We start from the raw sequence: 16,919 nt of genomic DNA, 5'->3' as shown, positions 1-16,919 counted from the left end.
TATGAGCACGCAATACAAAGAAGATGATTTATTAACCCCGGAAGAAGTCTGTAAATTACTAGGAGGTATTACCCCCAAAACATTAGCAGATTGGAATAATAAACATCGGCACAAAAAAATATTAGCGCCGATACGGTACACAAATAAAGTCGTGCGTTATGAATATAAAAACGTCATAGCATTCAGAGAAAAATGCCGTGCTGTGTACTAGGATTTTCGACGCAATAAAGCAGCCTGCGCCATGATACTATTTTCATGTGCTTCAAATGCCAAACGTTTTAACGCGATTTCTTCTTGTAATATTTCATCTGAAAAATCGTAATGCTCGCCCATAGGATCGGAGCGACTGTCAGAGTGGTGCATGCACAACTGACTAATTTCCCTAGTATCTGAACGCGAGTAACCCCGTGCTCGCATCTGGGCGATAACATTACTTTTAAGAAATTTACGGCACATGGTATTAAACGCTCCTGACTTTCCTTTTACTGTCCCCTCATGAACAATACCTTTCAATGCATTATCGGGGCTGTAGGTTTTTATTAACTTATCCAGCGATCGTTTTGAGAACGACTCAGTTATGTCTCTTGGCTGTAAAAATACATAGTCCCGATTACATCCGGCCACCGATTCACGCCACGCTTTTTGCTCATCAATGATAACCTTTAGCATCGGTGTGATAGGTAACCTAAACTCTTTTTGGGTTTTCATCGCCCCACGCATACCCGTTAAACCCGCCGGGTAAACAATTTCACTCGTGATTTCATTGATATAGTCCCAACGTAAATTGGTTACATTTATGGGTCTAACACCGGTTAAGATCATAAAACGGATTGCATTTTTTTGATGAATGGATGTACAACCTGCGACATTAAGCCATAGTTGAGCAATAGATTCGATATCAGTAAATAGACGGGTAGGAGTAGGGCGCTGTACGCGGGAAGATATATAATCATCAGGGAGGCTGGCAGCTATGTTTTTACCCCCACAATGCAAAGGCGCTGCGAATTTCCAAAATCTACGTAATTCAGCAAAAAGCTCAAATGCCTGATTGTTAGATTTTGTTTCAATCCATAGATCAATAACCTCAATCAAGCGTTGATAGGTGATATCGCTAAATATCTCTCGATTCCTAAAAGCTTCACGTAATTGCTTTATTCTACAGTTATAAGTGTAGAAGCTATGCTCGCTGAGTTTCAACCTTTGGACTTTAGCTTGTAACCCTGCGATATAGGCATCCAATGCTTGGTGTACTGACACCGCTGTTAAACCTTCTTTAGCCTGCTCGTGAGCCTTCTCCCTAGCAATGTGCAGTGTTAACTCCGGCCACTCTCCAAGTTTCCTGCCTTTTAAATCCATACTCTTTGGGTATTCAGCATAGATAGTAACTTTCCCGGCCTTGCTAAAATCTATCCTCAAATAGTTTTCTTTTTCATACTTCGATCGACGTGGCTTACCCAGATATTTTAAAATGGTTTTTGCAGCCGTAACACAAATCCTCATGTGTGAGCCAGAGTAAGGCGGCTTACATGTCTCCCAACTCGCCAAAGCGCTTAAATATGCATCGTTTTCAGTAAGGTTATGCATTTGTGTTACTGTACTTTCCATTGTAAACTCCGCAATATCAGATAAATGAGGTAATAGTGTTACACATTACATTATTTCAGACCCCAAAAATAGCTTTGTGTTGCGGTTTTGTGTTGCTGTTTAGGGTTTATTAAGGTAATAAATACTGTTTAAAAAGTCAGTATACAAGTAAAAGTGGTAGATTGGAATCATCTTTAATTAACTGATTTTGCTTTAAAATTTATGTAAGAGATTGAAATGGCACTATTAATTACCAAACGTTGCATCAATTGTGATATGTGTGAACCCGAATGCCCTAATCAGGCCATCACAATGGGTGCTGAGATCTACGAAATTGAACCTGAACGCTGTACTGAGTGTATCGGGCATTACGAAAAACCAACCTGCCAGTCTGTCTGCCCGATCACGAATACCATTATTCTTGATCCCAATCATCAGGAAACGGATGAGCAGCTATGGGATAAGTTTGTGCTGCTACATCATGCTGATAAGATCTGAACTTAGCTTTCCAATATCACCGTCGCACAAGCATAACGACGTTCATCTGCCAGTGTGACATGCAGGGTTTTTACCTTCAGTTTGTGAGCCAGTACTTCAGCTTCACCATGAAGTTGCAACATGGGTTTTCCCAGTGGATCATTCATCACTTCAAACTGATTAAACGCCAGCCCATTACGGATCCCTGTCCCAAGCGCTTTAGCTGCCGCTTCCTTGACAGCAAAGCGCTTGGCTAAAAAACGGACAGGCTGATTGTGTTGTTGGTATTGTTGCCATTCCCCATCACTCAGAACACGCCTTGCCAGACGTTCACCTGAACGCCTGACAATGTCTTCAATACGGGAGATTTCAACAATATCGGTGCCTAATCCAACAATGGCCATTAACGACGTGCTTCCCGCAATAACGTTTTCATATCCGCTACTGCCGCAGATAAGCCACTGAATACAGCACGGCCAATGATGGCATGGCCGATATTCAACTCATAAATTTCAGGTAAGGCAGCAATACGTTGTACATTATGGTAGGTTAAACCATGACCAGCATTCACTTTAAGTCCTTTAGCTGCCGCGTAAATGACGGCTTCTTTGATACGCTGAAACTCTTTTTCCTGCTGGATCTCATCTCCGGCATCGGCATACGCCCCCGTATGGATCTCAATAAATGGCGCTCCGACTTCAACAGCGGCATCAATTTGTTGCTCATTGGCATCAATAAATAAAGACACCAAAATCCCCGCTTCTGATAAAGTTTTAACCGCCGCAGCGATGTGCTCTTTTTGACCAAACACATCCAGCCCCCCTTCGGTTGTCACCTCTTGACGCTTTTCAGGCACTAAGCAACAAAAAATGGGTTTGACTTGACAAGCAATGGCCACCATTTCATCGGTTACCGCCATTTCAAGATTCATGCGGGTTTGAATTGTTTTTGCTAATAATTGAACATCTCTGTCCGTAATATGGCGGCGATCTTCACGCAGGTGAATCGTGATACCATCAGCCCCCGCCTGTTCTGCAACAAATGCAGCCTGAACGGGATCAGGATAGTGTGTCCCACGGGCATTACGTAAGGTTGCAATGTGATCAATGTTGATACCTAACAATACCTCAGCCATCTTTAGCTCCTGCAATAACATAAGATTTTGTAAAGTCTACCCCTTTCATCATCAAAAGGCAGCTTACTTCAGTTTTCATTTTTCTTTGTTGGGATTATCCGTTTTTTGACGGGTAAATTGACGAAATAGTTCACGGCTTTTTAACGGTTTCCCCCCCAGATATGGCTTTAACGCAATACGGGTAAAACGCTTTGCCGCTTTCAACGTCACATGATCAGGAAATTCGCCAGTCGCCAGCGCCTTGAGTTCATACCCCGTAAAACTGTAGTGATCCACCACTAAACTGGCGATAAACCCTTTTTCTTCACGATAGCGGTAATGCATTGTATCGGCGACAGGTTCACCACTTCCTGCGCAATGAAGATAATCTACGCCGTATCCTATATTGGTCAGTAACGCTAATTCAAAACGACGCAATGCATACTCCGGCGTATATTCACTCGCAGCAAGAATTTGTAGGCATTGGAGATAATCAAAAAAAAGGGTGGGATAGGCAGTGCCTTGCTCAAGGACTCTGGACAAAAGCTCATTCACATATAAACCGCTGTAGAGCACACTGCCCGTTAAGGGAAGTGCCAATGAGATAGGCTCTGCCTCTCTTAGTGTCTTAACGTCCCCTCTGCCACTCCAGCGAATGAGCAGAGGGGTGAAAGGTTGCAGGCAACCTTTTAAACTGGAGCGACGGCCGCGTGCCCCTTTCGCTAATACGCGGACACGCCCTTCATTTTCAGTAAAGACATCCAGTAGCAAACTGGTTTCACTGTAAGGGCGTCCGTGAAGTACAAAGGCTCTCTGCCAGCCGTCCACTTATTAGCCTTATAAGTCGTCGATGTAACCGAGGCTACGCAGCGCTCGTTCATCATCAGCCCAACCGGCTTTTACCTTGACCCATAATTCCAGGTGGACTTTCATATCAAACAGCTTTTCCATATCTTGACGAGCTTCTATACCAATCGTCTTGATTTTGCTGCCCTTATTACCAATGACCATTTTCTTCTGGCCATCACGTTCTACCAGGATCAAACCGTGGATCGTGTAACCACCACGTTCATTAGTAGCAAATTGTTCAATTTCCACGGTAACGGAATATGGCAGTTCATCACCCAGGAAACGCATCAGTTTTTCACGGATGATTTCTGATGCCATAAAACGCTGTGAGCGATCAGTAATGTAATCTGCCGGAAAATGATGTTCTGCCTGTGGCATATGGCTGCGCGCTATTTTGGCAATCGCATCAATATTCATGCCTTTTTCCGCGCTAATCGGCACAACATCGATAAAATTCATCTGCTGGCTCAGAAAACCAATATGTGGCAGCAGCAGGGTTTTATCTGTCACATTGTCCACTTTATTAATCGCCAGTAAGACAGGGCAACGTAAGTCACGCAATTTATTCAACACCATTTCATCATCAGGTGTCCAATGCGTACCTTCCACAACAAAAATAACCAGTTCGACATCACCAATAGAGCTGCTCGCCGCACGGTTCATTAACCGGTTGATCGCTCGTTTTTCTTCAATATGAAGACCCGGGGTATCAACATAGATAATTTGATAAGCACCTTCCGTATCAATCCCCATAATGCGATGCCGCGTCGTTTGGGGTTTACGGGAAGTGATAGATACTTTTTGACCCAATAACTGATTCAGTAAAGTTGATTTACCGACGTTAGGTCGACCGACTATTGCAACGAATCCACAATAGTTTTTTTCTTCGCTCATTCAAGCTCCAGTTGTTTTAATGCTTGTTCCGCCGCCGCCTGTTCTGCCTTGCGGCGACTGGAACCGACTCCTCTGACAGGTTGTTCAAATCCACTGACCTGACAGTGAATTGTAAATTCCTGATCGTGTGCTTCTCCACGAACCTGAACAACCAGATATGTAGGCAATGGCAAATGACGCCCTTGCAAATATTCCTGTAAACGCGTTTTAGGATCTTTTTGCTTATCGCCCGGGCTAATTTCATTCAAGCGCATTTCATACCAATTCAGGATAATCTTTTCGGTCGTCTGAATATCACTATCAAGAAAAATGGCGCCGATTAAGGCTTCAATGCTATCCGCCAAAATGGATTCGCGACGATGCCCCCCGCTTTTTAACTCCCCCGGCCCCAGACGCAGGCATTCACCTAAGTCAAACTCTCTGGCCAGCTCCGCCAGGGTATTACCACGTACCAATGTTGCCCGCATACGACTCATATCCCCTTCGTCAACTCGGGGAAAACGATGATAAAGCGCATTGGCAATGACAAAACTCAGAATTGAGTCGCCAAGAAATTCCAGACGTTCATTATGCTTACTGTTGGCACTGCGGTGAGTCAATGCTTGAAGCAACAAATCGTTCTGTTTAAAGGTATATCCTAGCTTATTTTGTAACCGATTCGTTATTATGGGGTTCATGTGCTACCAATTCAGTTAGAATTCATCAAATAAAAGCACACGCAACAGACCTGTGAGGCTCGACCTGTTCATCAATATTCACCTTGATGACCCATATCGATTCACGGTCAGCCTGACAAAACTGTTGCGTTTGCACTGGCTTCCAAAGACATTCACTATCCTGGAAAGCCAGTCATCTCGTTTGAAAGAATATTCTACACTGAGAGATAAATTAATGCTGCGCTAATATATAAATATTAGTGGATTCCACCAATTCGACTCAAACGTACCCCCGTGGGCCACTGACCTTCCTGTTTTTCGAAGCTCATCCAGATGGCCGTTGCACGACCGACCAGGTTTTTCTCCGGTACAAATCCCCAGGAACGGCTATCATCACTGTTATCACGATTATCACCCATCGCAAAATAGTGCCCCTCAGGAACAACCCAAGTCCCAATGGGCAAAGGAGTTTGTAGGAAACTTGGCATACGCGATATGAAAGGAATGGACAAAATATGGTGTGACACACCACCTAAATTTTCGATCCTTTCGTCCTGACGGAAAGCATTCGACTTTAATGGCACGTCAACAGGAATTTGATAAGTGCCACTGATACGAATACCGGTGGATGTCAATTCTTCTTCCATTGTCCATTCACTTGGAAATGCATTCTGATACGTCACCGGTAAATCGCCCTTACATTCTGCATTCCAACCACAACCAGGATAAACTTGAAGCTCTTTTTTATTGGAATCGTAAACGATCTTATCCCCAGGCAGGCCAATAATTCGTTTGACAAAATCGATGCTTGGGTTTTTCGGATATTTGAAAACAGCAATATCACCACGCTTAGGTTCACCGGTTTTAATCAAGGTTGTTTGCGTAATCGGGTCTTTTAAACCATAGGCAAATTTCTCAACCAGTATAAAATCCCCGATCAATAATGTTGGCATCATCGAGCCAGAAGGGATCTGAAAAGGTTCATAAACAAAAGAGCGCAGAACCAACACAATGGCTAACACTGGAAAAACAGATGCAAGTGTCTCAAACCATGAAGGTTTGTTAAGTTTTTTAGCCAAAGCTTCCTGAGCTTCTGCGCCTGCCGCCTGCTCTTGAAGATGAGCACGCTTCTTTTTACGTTCAGGAGCGAACTTAAATCGCTCCATACACCAGAGGATACCCGTGATTAACGTTGCTAACGTTAATATCAAGGCAAACGTGTTAGCCATTTAAACTCCTTACAACCTGGTTAGTTATCTTTGCCAACATGCAGAATCGCTAAGAAGGCTTCCTGCGGCAATTCAACATTTCCGACCTGCTTCATGCGTTTCTTACCTTCTTTCTGTTTCTGCAATAGCTTTTTCTTACGGCTGACGTCACCGCCATAACACTTCGCCAATACGTTTTTACGTAACTGTTTAACGGTAGAACGCGCGATAACGTGAGTGCCTATGGCCGCCTGAATAGCAATGTCAAATTGCTGACGTGGAATTAACTCTTTCATTTTCTCCACCAGCTCACGTCCACGATACTGCGAATTGTCACGGTGAGTAATCAATGCCAGCGCATCGACGCGTTCACCATTAATTAAAACATCCACACGAACCATGTCTGAATTCTGGAAGCGGATAAAATTATAATCCAGAGAGGCATAACCACGGGATGTAGATTTCAGGCGGTCAAAGAAATCCAAAACAACTTCCGCCATTGGGATTTCATAAGTCAATGCAACCTGATTGCCATGGTAAACCATATTAGTCTGTACACCTCGTTTTTCCACGCAAAGTGTAATGACGTTGCCAAGATATTCTTTCGGCAACAACATATGACATTCTGCAATCGGCTCACGAAGTTCGTTAATATTGTTTAATGCCGGCAACTTAGATGGACTATCCACATAGATAATCTCACCACTGGTTGTTTCAACTTCATAAACAACGGTTGGCGCCGTGGTGATCAAATCGAGATCATATTCACGTTCCAAACGTTCCTGAATGATTTCCATATGCAGCAATCCGAGGAAACCACAGCGGAAACCGAAACCCAGGGCGGTGGAGCTTTCTGGTTCGTAGAATAATGAAGCATCATTTAAGCTCAATTTGCCCAGTGCATCGCGGAACGCTTCATAATCATCAGAACTGATCGGGAACAGCCCGGCATAAACCTGAGGTTTAACCTTTTTAAAGCCAGGAAGGGCGTTTTCCGCTGGTTGACGAGCCGTTGTCAGGGTATCCCCAACCGGCGCACCCAAAATGTCTTTGATAGCACAAACCAGCCAGCCCACTTCACCACAATTCAAGACATCACGATCAATACGTTTTGGGGTAAAAATACCCAGACGGTCAGCGTTATATACCTGCCCGGTACTCATGACCTTGATTTTATCACCTTTGCGCAATGTCCCGTTTTTGATGCGGACAAGCGAAACAACGCCAAGGTAATTGTCAAACCATGAGTCGATAATCAGCGCCTGTAACGGTGCATCTGGATCACCTTCCGGCGACGGTATCTCTTTGACCAAACGTTCAATCACGTCCTGTACACCGAGACCTGTTTTTGCCGAACAACGAACAGCATCGGTGGCATCAATACCGACAATATCTTCGATTTCTTCCGCAACACGCTCTGGTTCTGCTGCCGGCAGGTCAATTTTGTTCAGAACAGGCACAACTTCCAGATCCATTTCGATGGCGGTATAGCAGTTAGCCAACGTTTGCGCTTCAACCCCTTGCCCGGCATCAACAACCAAGAGCGCACCTTCACAAGCCGCCAGTGAACGAGAAACTTCATAAGAGAAGTCAACATGCCCTGGTGTATCGATAAAGTTTAATTGGTAAACTTGCCCGTCATGGGCTTTGTAATCAAGCGTGACACTTTGTGCCTTGATCGTGATCCCACGTTCACGTTCAAGATCCATTGAATCCAGTACTTGCGCTGCCATTTCGCGATCAGACAGCCCGCCACAGATTTGAATAATCCGGTCAGATAGCGTGGACTTACCGTGGTCAATGTGGGCGATAATGGAGAAATTTCGTATTTGCTTCATTATTTAATCTTTTTTGCCTTAATATTTCTGAATCACTCGCCTATGGACACACTGATGGACATAAAGCGAAAATTTATTGGTTCGGCCACTGGCCTTGAGGAGCCGTATTCTACATGCCAATCCCATGAAAACCTAGTCATGCTGTGGTTTTCAATATGACCCCGTGATTTTCGGTATGATAAATAAAGTTAAATCCCGTATGGTAAAGCAGATTATTCTTGCTGTAGAACCTTTACCGTATCAGGCGGTAAACCAATTTGTAACACGACAGGTTGGTATGCTTGCCGATTATCCCAATACGCCGCAATTTTGCGAGCCAGGAAGAAACCCGCCAATCCACCACCAACCCCACCTAAACAGATCCATACTTGATCCATCGTCCAGGATTGAAAAATCCCGGCGCCCAAAAACAGCCCCAATAGCGGCGTTAAATAAACCAACATTGCTGAACGTAACAGGCTGCTTTCCGGGATGCCAACTTCAACCTTCTGGCCGGGTTGCAGGGGTTGAGGGATCGCTAGTTCCAACTGATGAATGCTTTCTGGCCCGATTTTTTCCAGTAAGTAAGAACCACAGGTTGCTTTGGCCTGACAACGGCCGCAACCTGAAGATGAACCATAACGTAATAATGCACGGCCTTTGTGCCAATGGACAACCGTTGCCCACTCTTTAACCATCAGTTTTCTCCCGTAAACGTCACGCTGGCTGCAATGTGTTCAGCTGTAGCGAAAGGCAACTCGCCAATGACGGTAATGCTATTTTTACCTCTGGCCAAAGTATAAACGGTTCTCCTGCCTTGCCGAAAGCGTTGTTTATCAACCCCTTTTTTATCTGCATTCATGACATTGACAGAAAAATTAAACAATCCATCACTATACATGATGGATTGCAACCATTCTGTCTTTGATAGCTTCCGGCTGTAGCGAGAAATTTCCTTAAAGCCATCAGGCATTTTGCTTACCCGCCAATTAAACTGCACCTTATCAGACGGGGGAATGAGTAACATTGGCGGTAATGTCAATCCATTGATCACACTGAGTTCAGCTTTAATATGGCTATTCACCGTTGATGACACGACACGGAACTGCTCAATGACGGTTGCATTATCCTGATCCAATAGATCGATCAATAAAGGCAAGTGATTTTTTTCATCAATCAAAAGGTTATAGTTATAACGGGACTCATCTTTCGCTATGATGCGGACAAAACTTACCGGATGGTCACCAACGTGTGTACTTCCTGCATCAATGAAACGATAAAACTTCTGTAATTGTGCAAAATCGGCAAAAATAATCGGTGGAAGATAGTCAATAATATGCGTACCACGGATACTGAATGAATCCAATCCAGACTCGTAATAACTGATTTGGTCACCACGTTGGATAATTTCCCTGCGTGAACCATCCATTTGGATGATTTGGGCAATAGCCTGTCCGTTAATCATCGCATGGCGGTAACGCAAGGGAACGAGAAAACGCTGCTCCAGATTGATGAAGCCAAGCTCATAATCCAGTGTCTGTACTGCCTTACTCATATTCTGCAACAAAGCCTCAGCACGGCTTTGTTGCGCTGAGGCTTTCAGTGGATTTATCAGACTACCTGCCAATAAAAAAACGAAAACCCAAGTACGTTTCATTATTGTTGCCGTGAACTAATGCGCTGACTGTTGTGATGGCTGTGCCTCAATAGACTGATTATCCTGCATAACACCCTGATTTCTTCCAAAGTGAATACGACGATCAAGTTCATATTGCTGCAACATGGCATCAATGCGTTTATTACTTTCCCGCACTCGCATCCCCAAATCGCTACCGAATGTTTCTTCTTCGGCAGGGGTCGCTAAGCCTACTGTTGACGTGGCACCCATCACTGGCAATGTATTAAAAGCCGGTGCGTCAAATTGATTTTCTGTTTCCGCGCCGTTATCGCCATTATATTGTTGAACCCCGACGACCACGCTCAGCGTGACACAAGCCGCCACACCCACTTGTGCAATTTGACTTTTCCAGGTGCGAATTTTGTTCCAGAATGGCAGCGTTGCCCATGTTTCAGGTTTGGGCTGAGACACCAGAACAGCCGCTGGATGAATATGAACGGGTTCTTTTTCAAGCGCCAACGCGACTTTACTCGCAATATCTAAATGTAATACATTCCCCACATCACCACGCAGCACATCACGAACAAGATGATACCTTTCCCACTGTTTCTGCATGTTCGCATCTTCAGAGACCAAATGAACGACTTCACTATCAAGAGCTTCTCCATCCATTAATGCGGAAAGTTTCTCTCTTTGCATGCCAAAGTACCCTTAAATATTGTTTTATCCCACTTCCGACTGTTGGGTTAATCCTCTTGTTGGATTAGCCCTACTGTTGAATGAGCGGTTGAACTTTATTATCAATTGCTTCCCTTGCCCGAAAGATTCGTGAACGCACAGTGCCTACAGGGCATTCCATGATGTCGGCTATCTCTTCATAGCTCAACCCATCCAACTCTCTTAATGTAATCGCTATCCTCAAATCGTCTGGAAGCGATTCAATTGTGCGGAAAACTACATCCTTTAATTCTTCAGACAACATTAAATTCTCAGGGTTCGAAATTTCTTTTAATGAGTTTGATGTATCATAATTTTCCGCGTCATTCGCATCCAGATCATTAGAGGGCGGACGACGTCCCTGAGCAACCAAATAATTCTTTGCCGTGTTAACCGCAATACGGTACAACCATGTATAGAAAGCACTTTCCCCCCGAAAAGAAGGAAGCGCTCGATAAGTCTTAATAAAAACCTCTTGTGCAACATCAGGAACATCGCCTTGAGGTACGTAACGGGCAATCAGGCTCGCTACTTTGTGCTGATATCTCATCACCAGCAAATTAAATGCTTTTTGGTCACCTTTCTGGACCTGTTCAATCAGCATTTGATCCGTTAACTGCTCGCTCATCCGAGGTTCACTCTCCTGAGGTAAAACTCCACATTTATACTAAAAATAAACCTATATGATGTTCTGATTTCCCGAACAAGCATGACTTTGAGTATCAACTCTCTGTGAAGTTCAACTTTAAGTGTCATTTTGTATGACAAACACCTGTCATTTACGTATTGCTCTTCCACTGGCTTTTGATGTGACTTCATCAAATTTTTCATAAAACGTGTTCAACGCGGCTATTACAGTACGTCATTTGCGATAGATAATCTGAAGTAAGCACGCGAGATAGATGATCTATTGAACACCTAATACAAATCATAGCCTCAATTTCGCAGGGTACGTGATTTCAGTCTGAGAAAAAGAAAATTTTTATTTTATTACGCCAGATAAGCCAGCATATCATCTCAATCATGCTAACATTATCAATAATAAAGATAAAAATCTGTTATTAACTGACGAAACTCAGCGGAATAGGTTCCCCCTGAAGAACGAATCGTTAATTCACTTTCCTGAATGTCTTGTTCTTGTAAGGATAATCCCAACAATACGCGATGCAATGGTTTATCCTTCCTATCCCGTACATTCACCCGGAAATGGGTAAACCATCCCAAATCTGCGGCCATTTTTGCAAATTGTTCACCAATATCATAAGGCAGTACCAGACAGAATAAACCGGTCGGTGCAATCAGCGCTTGTACACACGCCAGTAATCCTTGATGTGACAATGATGCCGTATAGCGTGCCTGATTACGGGCTTCGTTCCGACAAGCAATAGCTGGTTCAAAATAGGGCGGATTACTGACAATCAAATCGTATTGAACGTGAGTTACCGGTGATCCATTCCGGGCTGACTGAATGTGTCGCACAAAATCATGAATATCCTGCTGATAGACGGTAATACGAGAAGACCACGGTGATTGCTGTACGTTATCAATCGCCTGCGCGGCGGCCAAAGCATCCAGCTCCACCGCATCAATTATGGTATCGTTTTGAGTACGCTGAGCCAGCATCAACGCAATCAAACCGCTGCCACTACCAATATCCAAACATCTTTTCCTGTTATATACTGACGCCCAGGCGCCCAACAACACACCATCCGTCCCGACCTTCATCGCACATTTATCATGCCCGACAAAAAATTGTTTAAATGTAAAACCTCCGCGGCGAAAAGCGGGTTTCTGTATCAATGCCATGACGCTATCTACTGCAATTAGAATTTGTCATAGCATAAATCTTATGGCCGGAGGATAAAAGCAACCGACTCATCGGATGCTTTTATAGGATGAAGAATATGCTTAACCTGTTTATAATCGGCGGCCCAAACTGAGGTATATTAATGACTGCGACAAACTTTTCCGAATTCGAACTTGACGAAGCCCTGCTTGATGCGCTGACTGAAAAAGGCTATGAACGCCCGACAGCAATTCAAGAGGCGGCTATTCCTGCTGCTATGGATGGACGTGATGTCCTGGGCTCCGCCCCCACCGGTACGGGTAAAACCGCCGCTTACTTACTGCCGGTACTACAGCATTTACTGGATTTTCCTCGCAAAAAATCGGGGCCCCCACGTATCCTGATTTTAACCCCAACCCGTGAACTGGCGATGCAGGTTGCCGAACAAGCAAAACAATTTGCGGCACACACACACTTGGACATTGCTACCATCACCGGTGGTGTTGCCTATATGAATCACGCGGAAGTCTTCAGCGAAAATCAGGATATTGTTGTCGCAACTACAGGGCGTCTGTTGCAATACATCAAAGAAGAGAATTTTGATTGCCGCGCGGTTGAAACGCTGATCCTTGATGAAGCTGATCGTATGCTGGATATGGGATTCGCCAATGATGTTGAAACGATTGCAGGTGAAACTCGCTGGCGCAAACAAACATTATTGTTTTCAGCCACACTGGAAGGCGACGCCATTCGTGATTTTGCCAAGCGTCTGCTGACAGATCCCGTCGAAATTGATGCTGAACCTTCTCGCCGCGAACGTAAGAAAATCCAGCAATTTTATTATCGGGCTGATACGTTAGAGCACAAAACCGCTTTGCTGACTCATCTCCTCCAGCAACCTGATGTGACCAAATCCATTGTTTTCGTACGCAAACGGGAGCGGGTACGTGAAGTTGTCGATTGGCTGAGCGGCGCAGGCATCCAGGCGTGTTTCCTTGAAGGTGAAATGGTACAAGCCAAACGTACCGAGGCCGTGAAACGTCTGAATGATGGAAAAGTCAACGTGCTGGTCGCAACCGATGTGGCTTCCCGTGGATTAGATATCGACAATATCAGCCATGTTTTTAACTTCGATTTACCCCGTACCGCAGATGTTTACTTGCACCGGATTGGCCGTACTGCCCGCGCTGGCCGTAAGGGAACCGCCATTGCTCTGGTTGAAGCACACGATACGCCTCTCCTGGGAAAAATCAGCCGTTATCTCAATGAGCCTTTGAAAGTACGCGTTGTTGATGAACTCCGCCCACAAACCAAAGCACCAAGTGAGAAAAAAAACTATAAGCCATCCAAAAAAGTGCTGGCAAAACGCAAAGAAAAGAAGAAAACAGAAGAAACCAAGAAAAAGCATGTAAAAGTTCGTCATCGTGACAGTAAAAATATCGGCAAACGCCGCACACCTTCTGGCAAACCTAGAGCAGAATTAGCGGAATCCAGCAACGATTAATCTCACCCTATCGGCGAAGTCATACAATGACTTCGCCCCTGACCAGCGTGTCCTACCGGATGGTTGTTGATGCCAACAGAGTGTCAGCATTGTTCAACCAGGGTTTTTGTTCCGTCATTAATTCAAGAACCGCTTCCAGAAAATGCGCCTTAAAACTATGTAAGCCATATCGATTAAGCAAAACGGTATCCCATATACTGTCTACCTTATATTCATAATCAAGCTCTATTTTGTGTCCCATTGGTTGTTCGACTGGCAATGCCTTTTGCAAATTATCCAGCCAATCGTGTTGGACGGAATAATGGCGTATCAGGCCGCTGTCTGCCAATTCACGCGCCACTGCCGGTGATACGCCCATATTTTCCAATGTTGAATTTGAAACCCCAGCAGAATTGTAAATAATGGCGGGTTTACCCGTGGTCAATGCCGCGACAGTTGCCAATCCTCCCCCCAATGAATGCCCGGTGAAAATGATATTTTCTCCAAACACGTTCAATGCCTTATCTGCCAATTCAATCGCTTGCTCATATTGTTTTTCATTGTAACCAAACCACTGGCGAATACTGACCATGAAATCTTTTAATTCATTCGATCCCGTGAAGGAAACAATATATAACCCTTTATTTTGGTATACGCCGGCCTGAAATCCCGTTGAATAGTCATTCAATGTCTTAGGATCAATCCCCACTCTCGATAAATCCTCATCAGACAGGCGCTCATACTCACCAATCCCTAAACTTCTCTCCCGATAAACATCACGGGTAACCAGCGTCAGGGCATAATCGATTAATTGCGCATTTTTTCCCGCAATGTCATTGGCTGCTAATCCAGGGGCGGCCGTCGTACAGGTAGTTAAATTATTTAGCAGCAATTGATAGAGTACATGTGCCTGTTTAGTGTTTTCTGACAGTGAAATATTCGAGGAAGAACGACGATCCATGTTGTCTGGTGGAGGCGGAGAGGAAGTTTGGGATTGCGGGGAATGTCCTTGTAATGAATAGATCCCTAATTCGCGGGAAACGTCACGGCTAACTAATAAGGTCATACCATTCTCCTACAGATTATTTAGATTTAGCGTTAATAAAAAACCTAAATGATCTATCGACAGAGCTGATAACAAATTCAAAACAAATTTAATTGTTAATTAACAAAATTAAATTCCATAAATAATATAAGGAATTATGCACGCTTAATATGTGCCAATAAAAAAGGGAGTCTTGATTCTCCCTTTAGATTTTTTGCCTGATAGCGTGATATAAACGTTACAGACTTTCTGTAAACGTACGCGCAATCACATCACGCTGCTGTTCCGGGGTCAGTGAGTTAAAACGCACGGCATAACCAGAAACACGAATCGTCAGCTGAGGGTATTTTTCTGGATGTTTTACCGCATCTTCCAATGTTTCACGCCGCAGGACATTCACATTGAGATGCTGCCCGCCTTCTACACGCACAGTCGGTTTGACTTCTAACGGAATTTCACGATATTCAAATTGCCCCAATTCCGCTTTAGCAACAATCTGACCTTCATCGTAATCTGCTTTGGTACAGATACAACGCACTTCATTTTTTTCATCATCCAACAGCCAGAAAGAATTCATCAATTCAGCGTTGTCAGATTGGGTAATTTGAATCCCAGTAATCATTGATACCTCCAACATCATCTTGGTTATTTAACCAAACCATCATTTCATCAACCACCATTCTTGATTTCTTGTATATCAGCCTAAATGATAAAGTTCTTTGATACAAATCAACGAATTTTATAAGGTTATTAACCTTTCAATCATAACCATATGTTTTTAATCATTTTTTATGAAAAAACAAAATAAAATTATTTTTGTGTTTTTCAACATAAATTATAAATTCAGCGGTTCATTCCAGGAATTCAGCACCGATTAGGTTCAAAGGGTTTCCCTATGCCAAGGGAATCGGTAAGCTTAGCGCCATCTGATAATCATCTAGAAAGGGATTGGCTATGTCCGCACCTCTCACATGGCACGATGTCATCGGCAATGAAAAGAAACAGCCTTATTTCATTGATACATTGAATTATATTGCCAATGAACGTCAGGCTGGAAAAACCATTTATCCACCTCAGCAAGATGTTTTCAATGCATTCCGCTATACCGAATTGGCTGACGTCAAAGTGGTGATTTTAGGACAGGATCCCTATCATGGGCCGAATCAAGCTCATGGGTTAGCTTTTTCTGTCCAGCCAGGTATCCCTGCGCCACCTTCCCTCGTCAATATCTATAAAGAGCTGGAATCAGACATGACTGGATTTACTCGTCCTAATCACGGGTGTCTGATCAGTTGGACAAAGCAGGGGGTATTGCTACTCAATACCGTGCTTACCGTTGAACGCGGTAACGCACATTCTCATGCTCATTTAGGATGGGAAACATTCACTGACAAAGTGATCACCGCAATCAACGAACATCGCAGCGGCGTTATTTTCTTGTTGTGGGGATCTCATGCCCAGAAAAAAGGGCGTTTTATTGATACTCAGCGCCACCATGTATTAAAAGCACCGCATCCTTCCCCTTTATCTGCCCATCGTGGATTTTTAGGCTGTCAACATTTTTCACAAGCCAACGGCCTATTAGAAAATCAAGGGCTATCGCCGATAGATTGGACACCTCAATTACCCCAATAATTGGGTTACGAACGCTGGCAACAAAAATGCCGCCTG

The 16,919-nt window shown here is 44.0% G+C and carries 19 protein-coding genes; 4 read left to right on the top strand and 15 right to left on the bottom strand.

Going from position 1 to position 16,919, the window contains the following annotated elements; all coding sequences use genetic code 11:
• The first annotated feature begins 1 nt into the window (after window position 1).
• Window positions 2-211: a helix-turn-helix domain-containing protein gene (locus XPG1_RS04435; protein ID WP_045958003.1), complete on the top strand. Its 210-nt coding sequence runs from the start codon at window positions 2-4 to the stop codon at window positions 209-211.
• On the opposite strand, the gene XPG1_RS04430 is transcribed toward XPG1_RS04435, so the two are convergent.
• A complete protein-coding gene (locus XPG1_RS04430; RefSeq protein WP_045958002.1) occupies window positions 208-1,605 on the bottom strand; it encodes a site-specific integrase in 1,398 nt (465 codons plus the stop codon). The genes XPG1_RS04435 and XPG1_RS04430 overlap by 4 nt on opposite strands.
• A gap of 216 nt (window positions 1,606-1,821) precedes the next feature.
• On the opposite strand from XPG1_RS04430, the gene XPG1_RS04425 reads away from it, so the two are divergent.
• The gene (locus XPG1_RS04425) at window positions 1,822-2,082 is read left to right on the top strand and encodes a YfhL family 4Fe-4S dicluster ferredoxin (protein ID WP_045958001.1); all 261 of its coding nucleotides are present in this window, start codon (window positions 1,822-1,824) and stop codon (window positions 2,080-2,082) included.
• Between the two features lie 2 nt (window positions 2,083-2,084).
• On the opposite strand, the gene acpS is transcribed toward XPG1_RS04425, so the two are convergent.
• The 12 genes from acpS to trmN form a co-directional block, all read right to left on the bottom strand.
• Complete coding sequence (acpS, locus tag XPG1_RS04420; RefSeq protein WP_045958000.1) at window positions 2,085-2,465, bottom strand: holo-ACP synthase; 381 nt, start codon at window positions 2,463-2,465, stop codon at window positions 2,085-2,087.
• Complete coding sequence (pdxJ, locus tag XPG1_RS04415; RefSeq protein ID WP_045957999.1) at window positions 2,465-3,196, bottom strand: pyridoxine 5'-phosphate synthase; 732 nt, start codon at window positions 3,194-3,196, stop codon at window positions 2,465-2,467. The genes acpS and pdxJ overlap by 1 nt, the downstream gene beginning before the upstream one ends.
• Window positions 3,197-3,271: 75 nt before the next feature.
• A complete protein-coding gene (gene recO / locus XPG1_RS04410; RefSeq protein WP_045957998.1) occupies window positions 3,272-4,003 on the bottom strand; it encodes a DNA repair protein RecO in 732 nt (243 codons plus the stop codon).
• Window positions 4,004-4,012: 9 nt separating this feature from the next.
• Complete coding sequence (gene era, locus XPG1_RS04405) at window positions 4,013-4,918, bottom strand: GTPase Era (RefSeq protein WP_045957997.1); 906 nt, start codon at window positions 4,916-4,918, stop codon at window positions 4,013-4,015.
• On the bottom strand, window positions 4,915-5,595 hold the full coding sequence (gene rnc / locus XPG1_RS04400) for a ribonuclease III (protein WP_045957996.1): 681 nt from the start codon (window positions 5,593-5,595) through the stop codon (window positions 4,915-4,917). Before rnc ends, era begins: the two co-directional genes overlap by 4 nt.
• A gap of 236 nt (window positions 5,596-5,831) precedes the next feature.
• The gene (lepB, locus tag XPG1_RS04395; RefSeq protein ID WP_045957995.1) at window positions 5,832-6,803 is read right to left on the bottom strand and encodes a signal peptidase I; all 972 of its coding nucleotides are present in this window, start codon (window positions 6,801-6,803) and stop codon (window positions 5,832-5,834) included.
• A gap of 20 nt (window positions 6,804-6,823) precedes the next feature.
• Entirely contained in the window at window positions 6,824-8,620 is a 1,797-nt protein-coding gene (lepA, locus tag XPG1_RS04390) for a translation elongation factor 4 (RefSeq protein ID WP_045957994.1), read from the bottom strand.
• Between the two features lie 212 nt (window positions 8,621-8,832).
• Window positions 8,833-9,297, bottom strand: a complete 465-nt coding sequence (rseC, locus tag XPG1_RS04385) for a SoxR-reducing system protein RseC (protein WP_045957993.1) — start codon at window positions 9,295-9,297, stop codon at window positions 8,833-8,835.
• A complete protein-coding gene (gene rseB / locus XPG1_RS04380; protein ID WP_045957992.1) occupies window positions 9,297-10,256 on the bottom strand; it encodes a sigma-E factor regulatory protein RseB in 960 nt (319 codons plus the stop codon). Before rseB ends, rseC begins: the two co-directional genes overlap by 1 nt.
• A gap of 15 nt (window positions 10,257-10,271) precedes the next feature.
• Window positions 10,272-10,916, bottom strand: a complete 645-nt coding sequence (gene rseA, locus XPG1_RS04375) for an anti-sigma-E factor RseA (RefSeq protein ID WP_045957991.1) — start codon at window positions 10,914-10,916, stop codon at window positions 10,272-10,274.
• 70 nt (window positions 10,917-10,986) lie between these two features.
• Window positions 10,987-11,562, bottom strand: coding sequence for an RNA polymerase sigma factor RpoE (gene rpoE / locus XPG1_RS04370; protein WP_045957990.1), 576 nt, complete (start codon window positions 11,560-11,562; stop codon window positions 10,987-10,989).
• Window positions 11,563-11,969: 407 nt separating this feature from the next.
• Window positions 11,970-12,740, bottom strand: a complete 771-nt coding sequence (gene trmN / locus XPG1_RS04360; protein WP_045957988.1) for a tRNA(1)(Val) (adenine(37)-N(6))-methyltransferase TrmN — start codon at window positions 12,738-12,740, stop codon at window positions 11,970-11,972.
• A 143-nt stretch (window positions 12,741-12,883) separates the two neighbouring features.
• On the opposite strand from trmN, the gene srmB reads away from it, so the two are divergent.
• Window positions 12,884-14,224 (top strand): ATP-dependent RNA helicase SrmB, encoded by a 1,341-nt coding sequence (gene srmB / locus XPG1_RS04355; RefSeq protein WP_045957987.1) that lies wholly within the window; start codon window positions 12,884-12,886, stop codon window positions 14,222-14,224.
• Window positions 14,225-14,276: 52 nt separating this feature from the next.
• Here the strand turns inward: srmB and XPG1_RS04350 are convergent, their stop codons facing one another.
• A complete protein-coding gene (locus XPG1_RS04350; RefSeq protein WP_052708244.1) occupies window positions 14,277-15,269 on the bottom strand; it encodes a Tle-like phospholipase domain-containing protein in 993 nt (330 codons plus the stop codon).
• A 217-nt stretch (window positions 15,270-15,486) separates the two neighbouring features.
• Entirely contained in the window at window positions 15,487-15,870 is a 384-nt protein-coding gene (gene grcA, locus XPG1_RS04345; RefSeq protein ID WP_045957986.1) for an autonomous glycyl radical cofactor GrcA, read from the bottom strand.
• A 332-nt stretch (window positions 15,871-16,202) separates the two neighbouring features.
• Between grcA and ung the strand changes: the two genes are divergently transcribed.
• Window positions 16,203-16,883 carry a uracil-DNA glycosylase gene (gene ung / locus XPG1_RS04340; RefSeq protein WP_045957985.1) on the top strand — a complete coding sequence of 227 codons (681 nt, stop codon included), beginning with the start codon at window positions 16,203-16,205 and terminating at the stop codon, window positions 16,881-16,883.
• Window positions 16,884-16,919 lie beyond the last annotated feature (36 nt).

The sequence above is a fragment of the Xenorhabdus poinarii G6 genome, from assembly GCF_000968175.1.
GTDB lineage: Bacteria > Pseudomonadota > Gammaproteobacteria > Enterobacterales > Enterobacteriaceae > Xenorhabdus > Xenorhabdus poinarii.
This window is presented reverse-complemented; position numbering and strand designations above follow the sequence as displayed.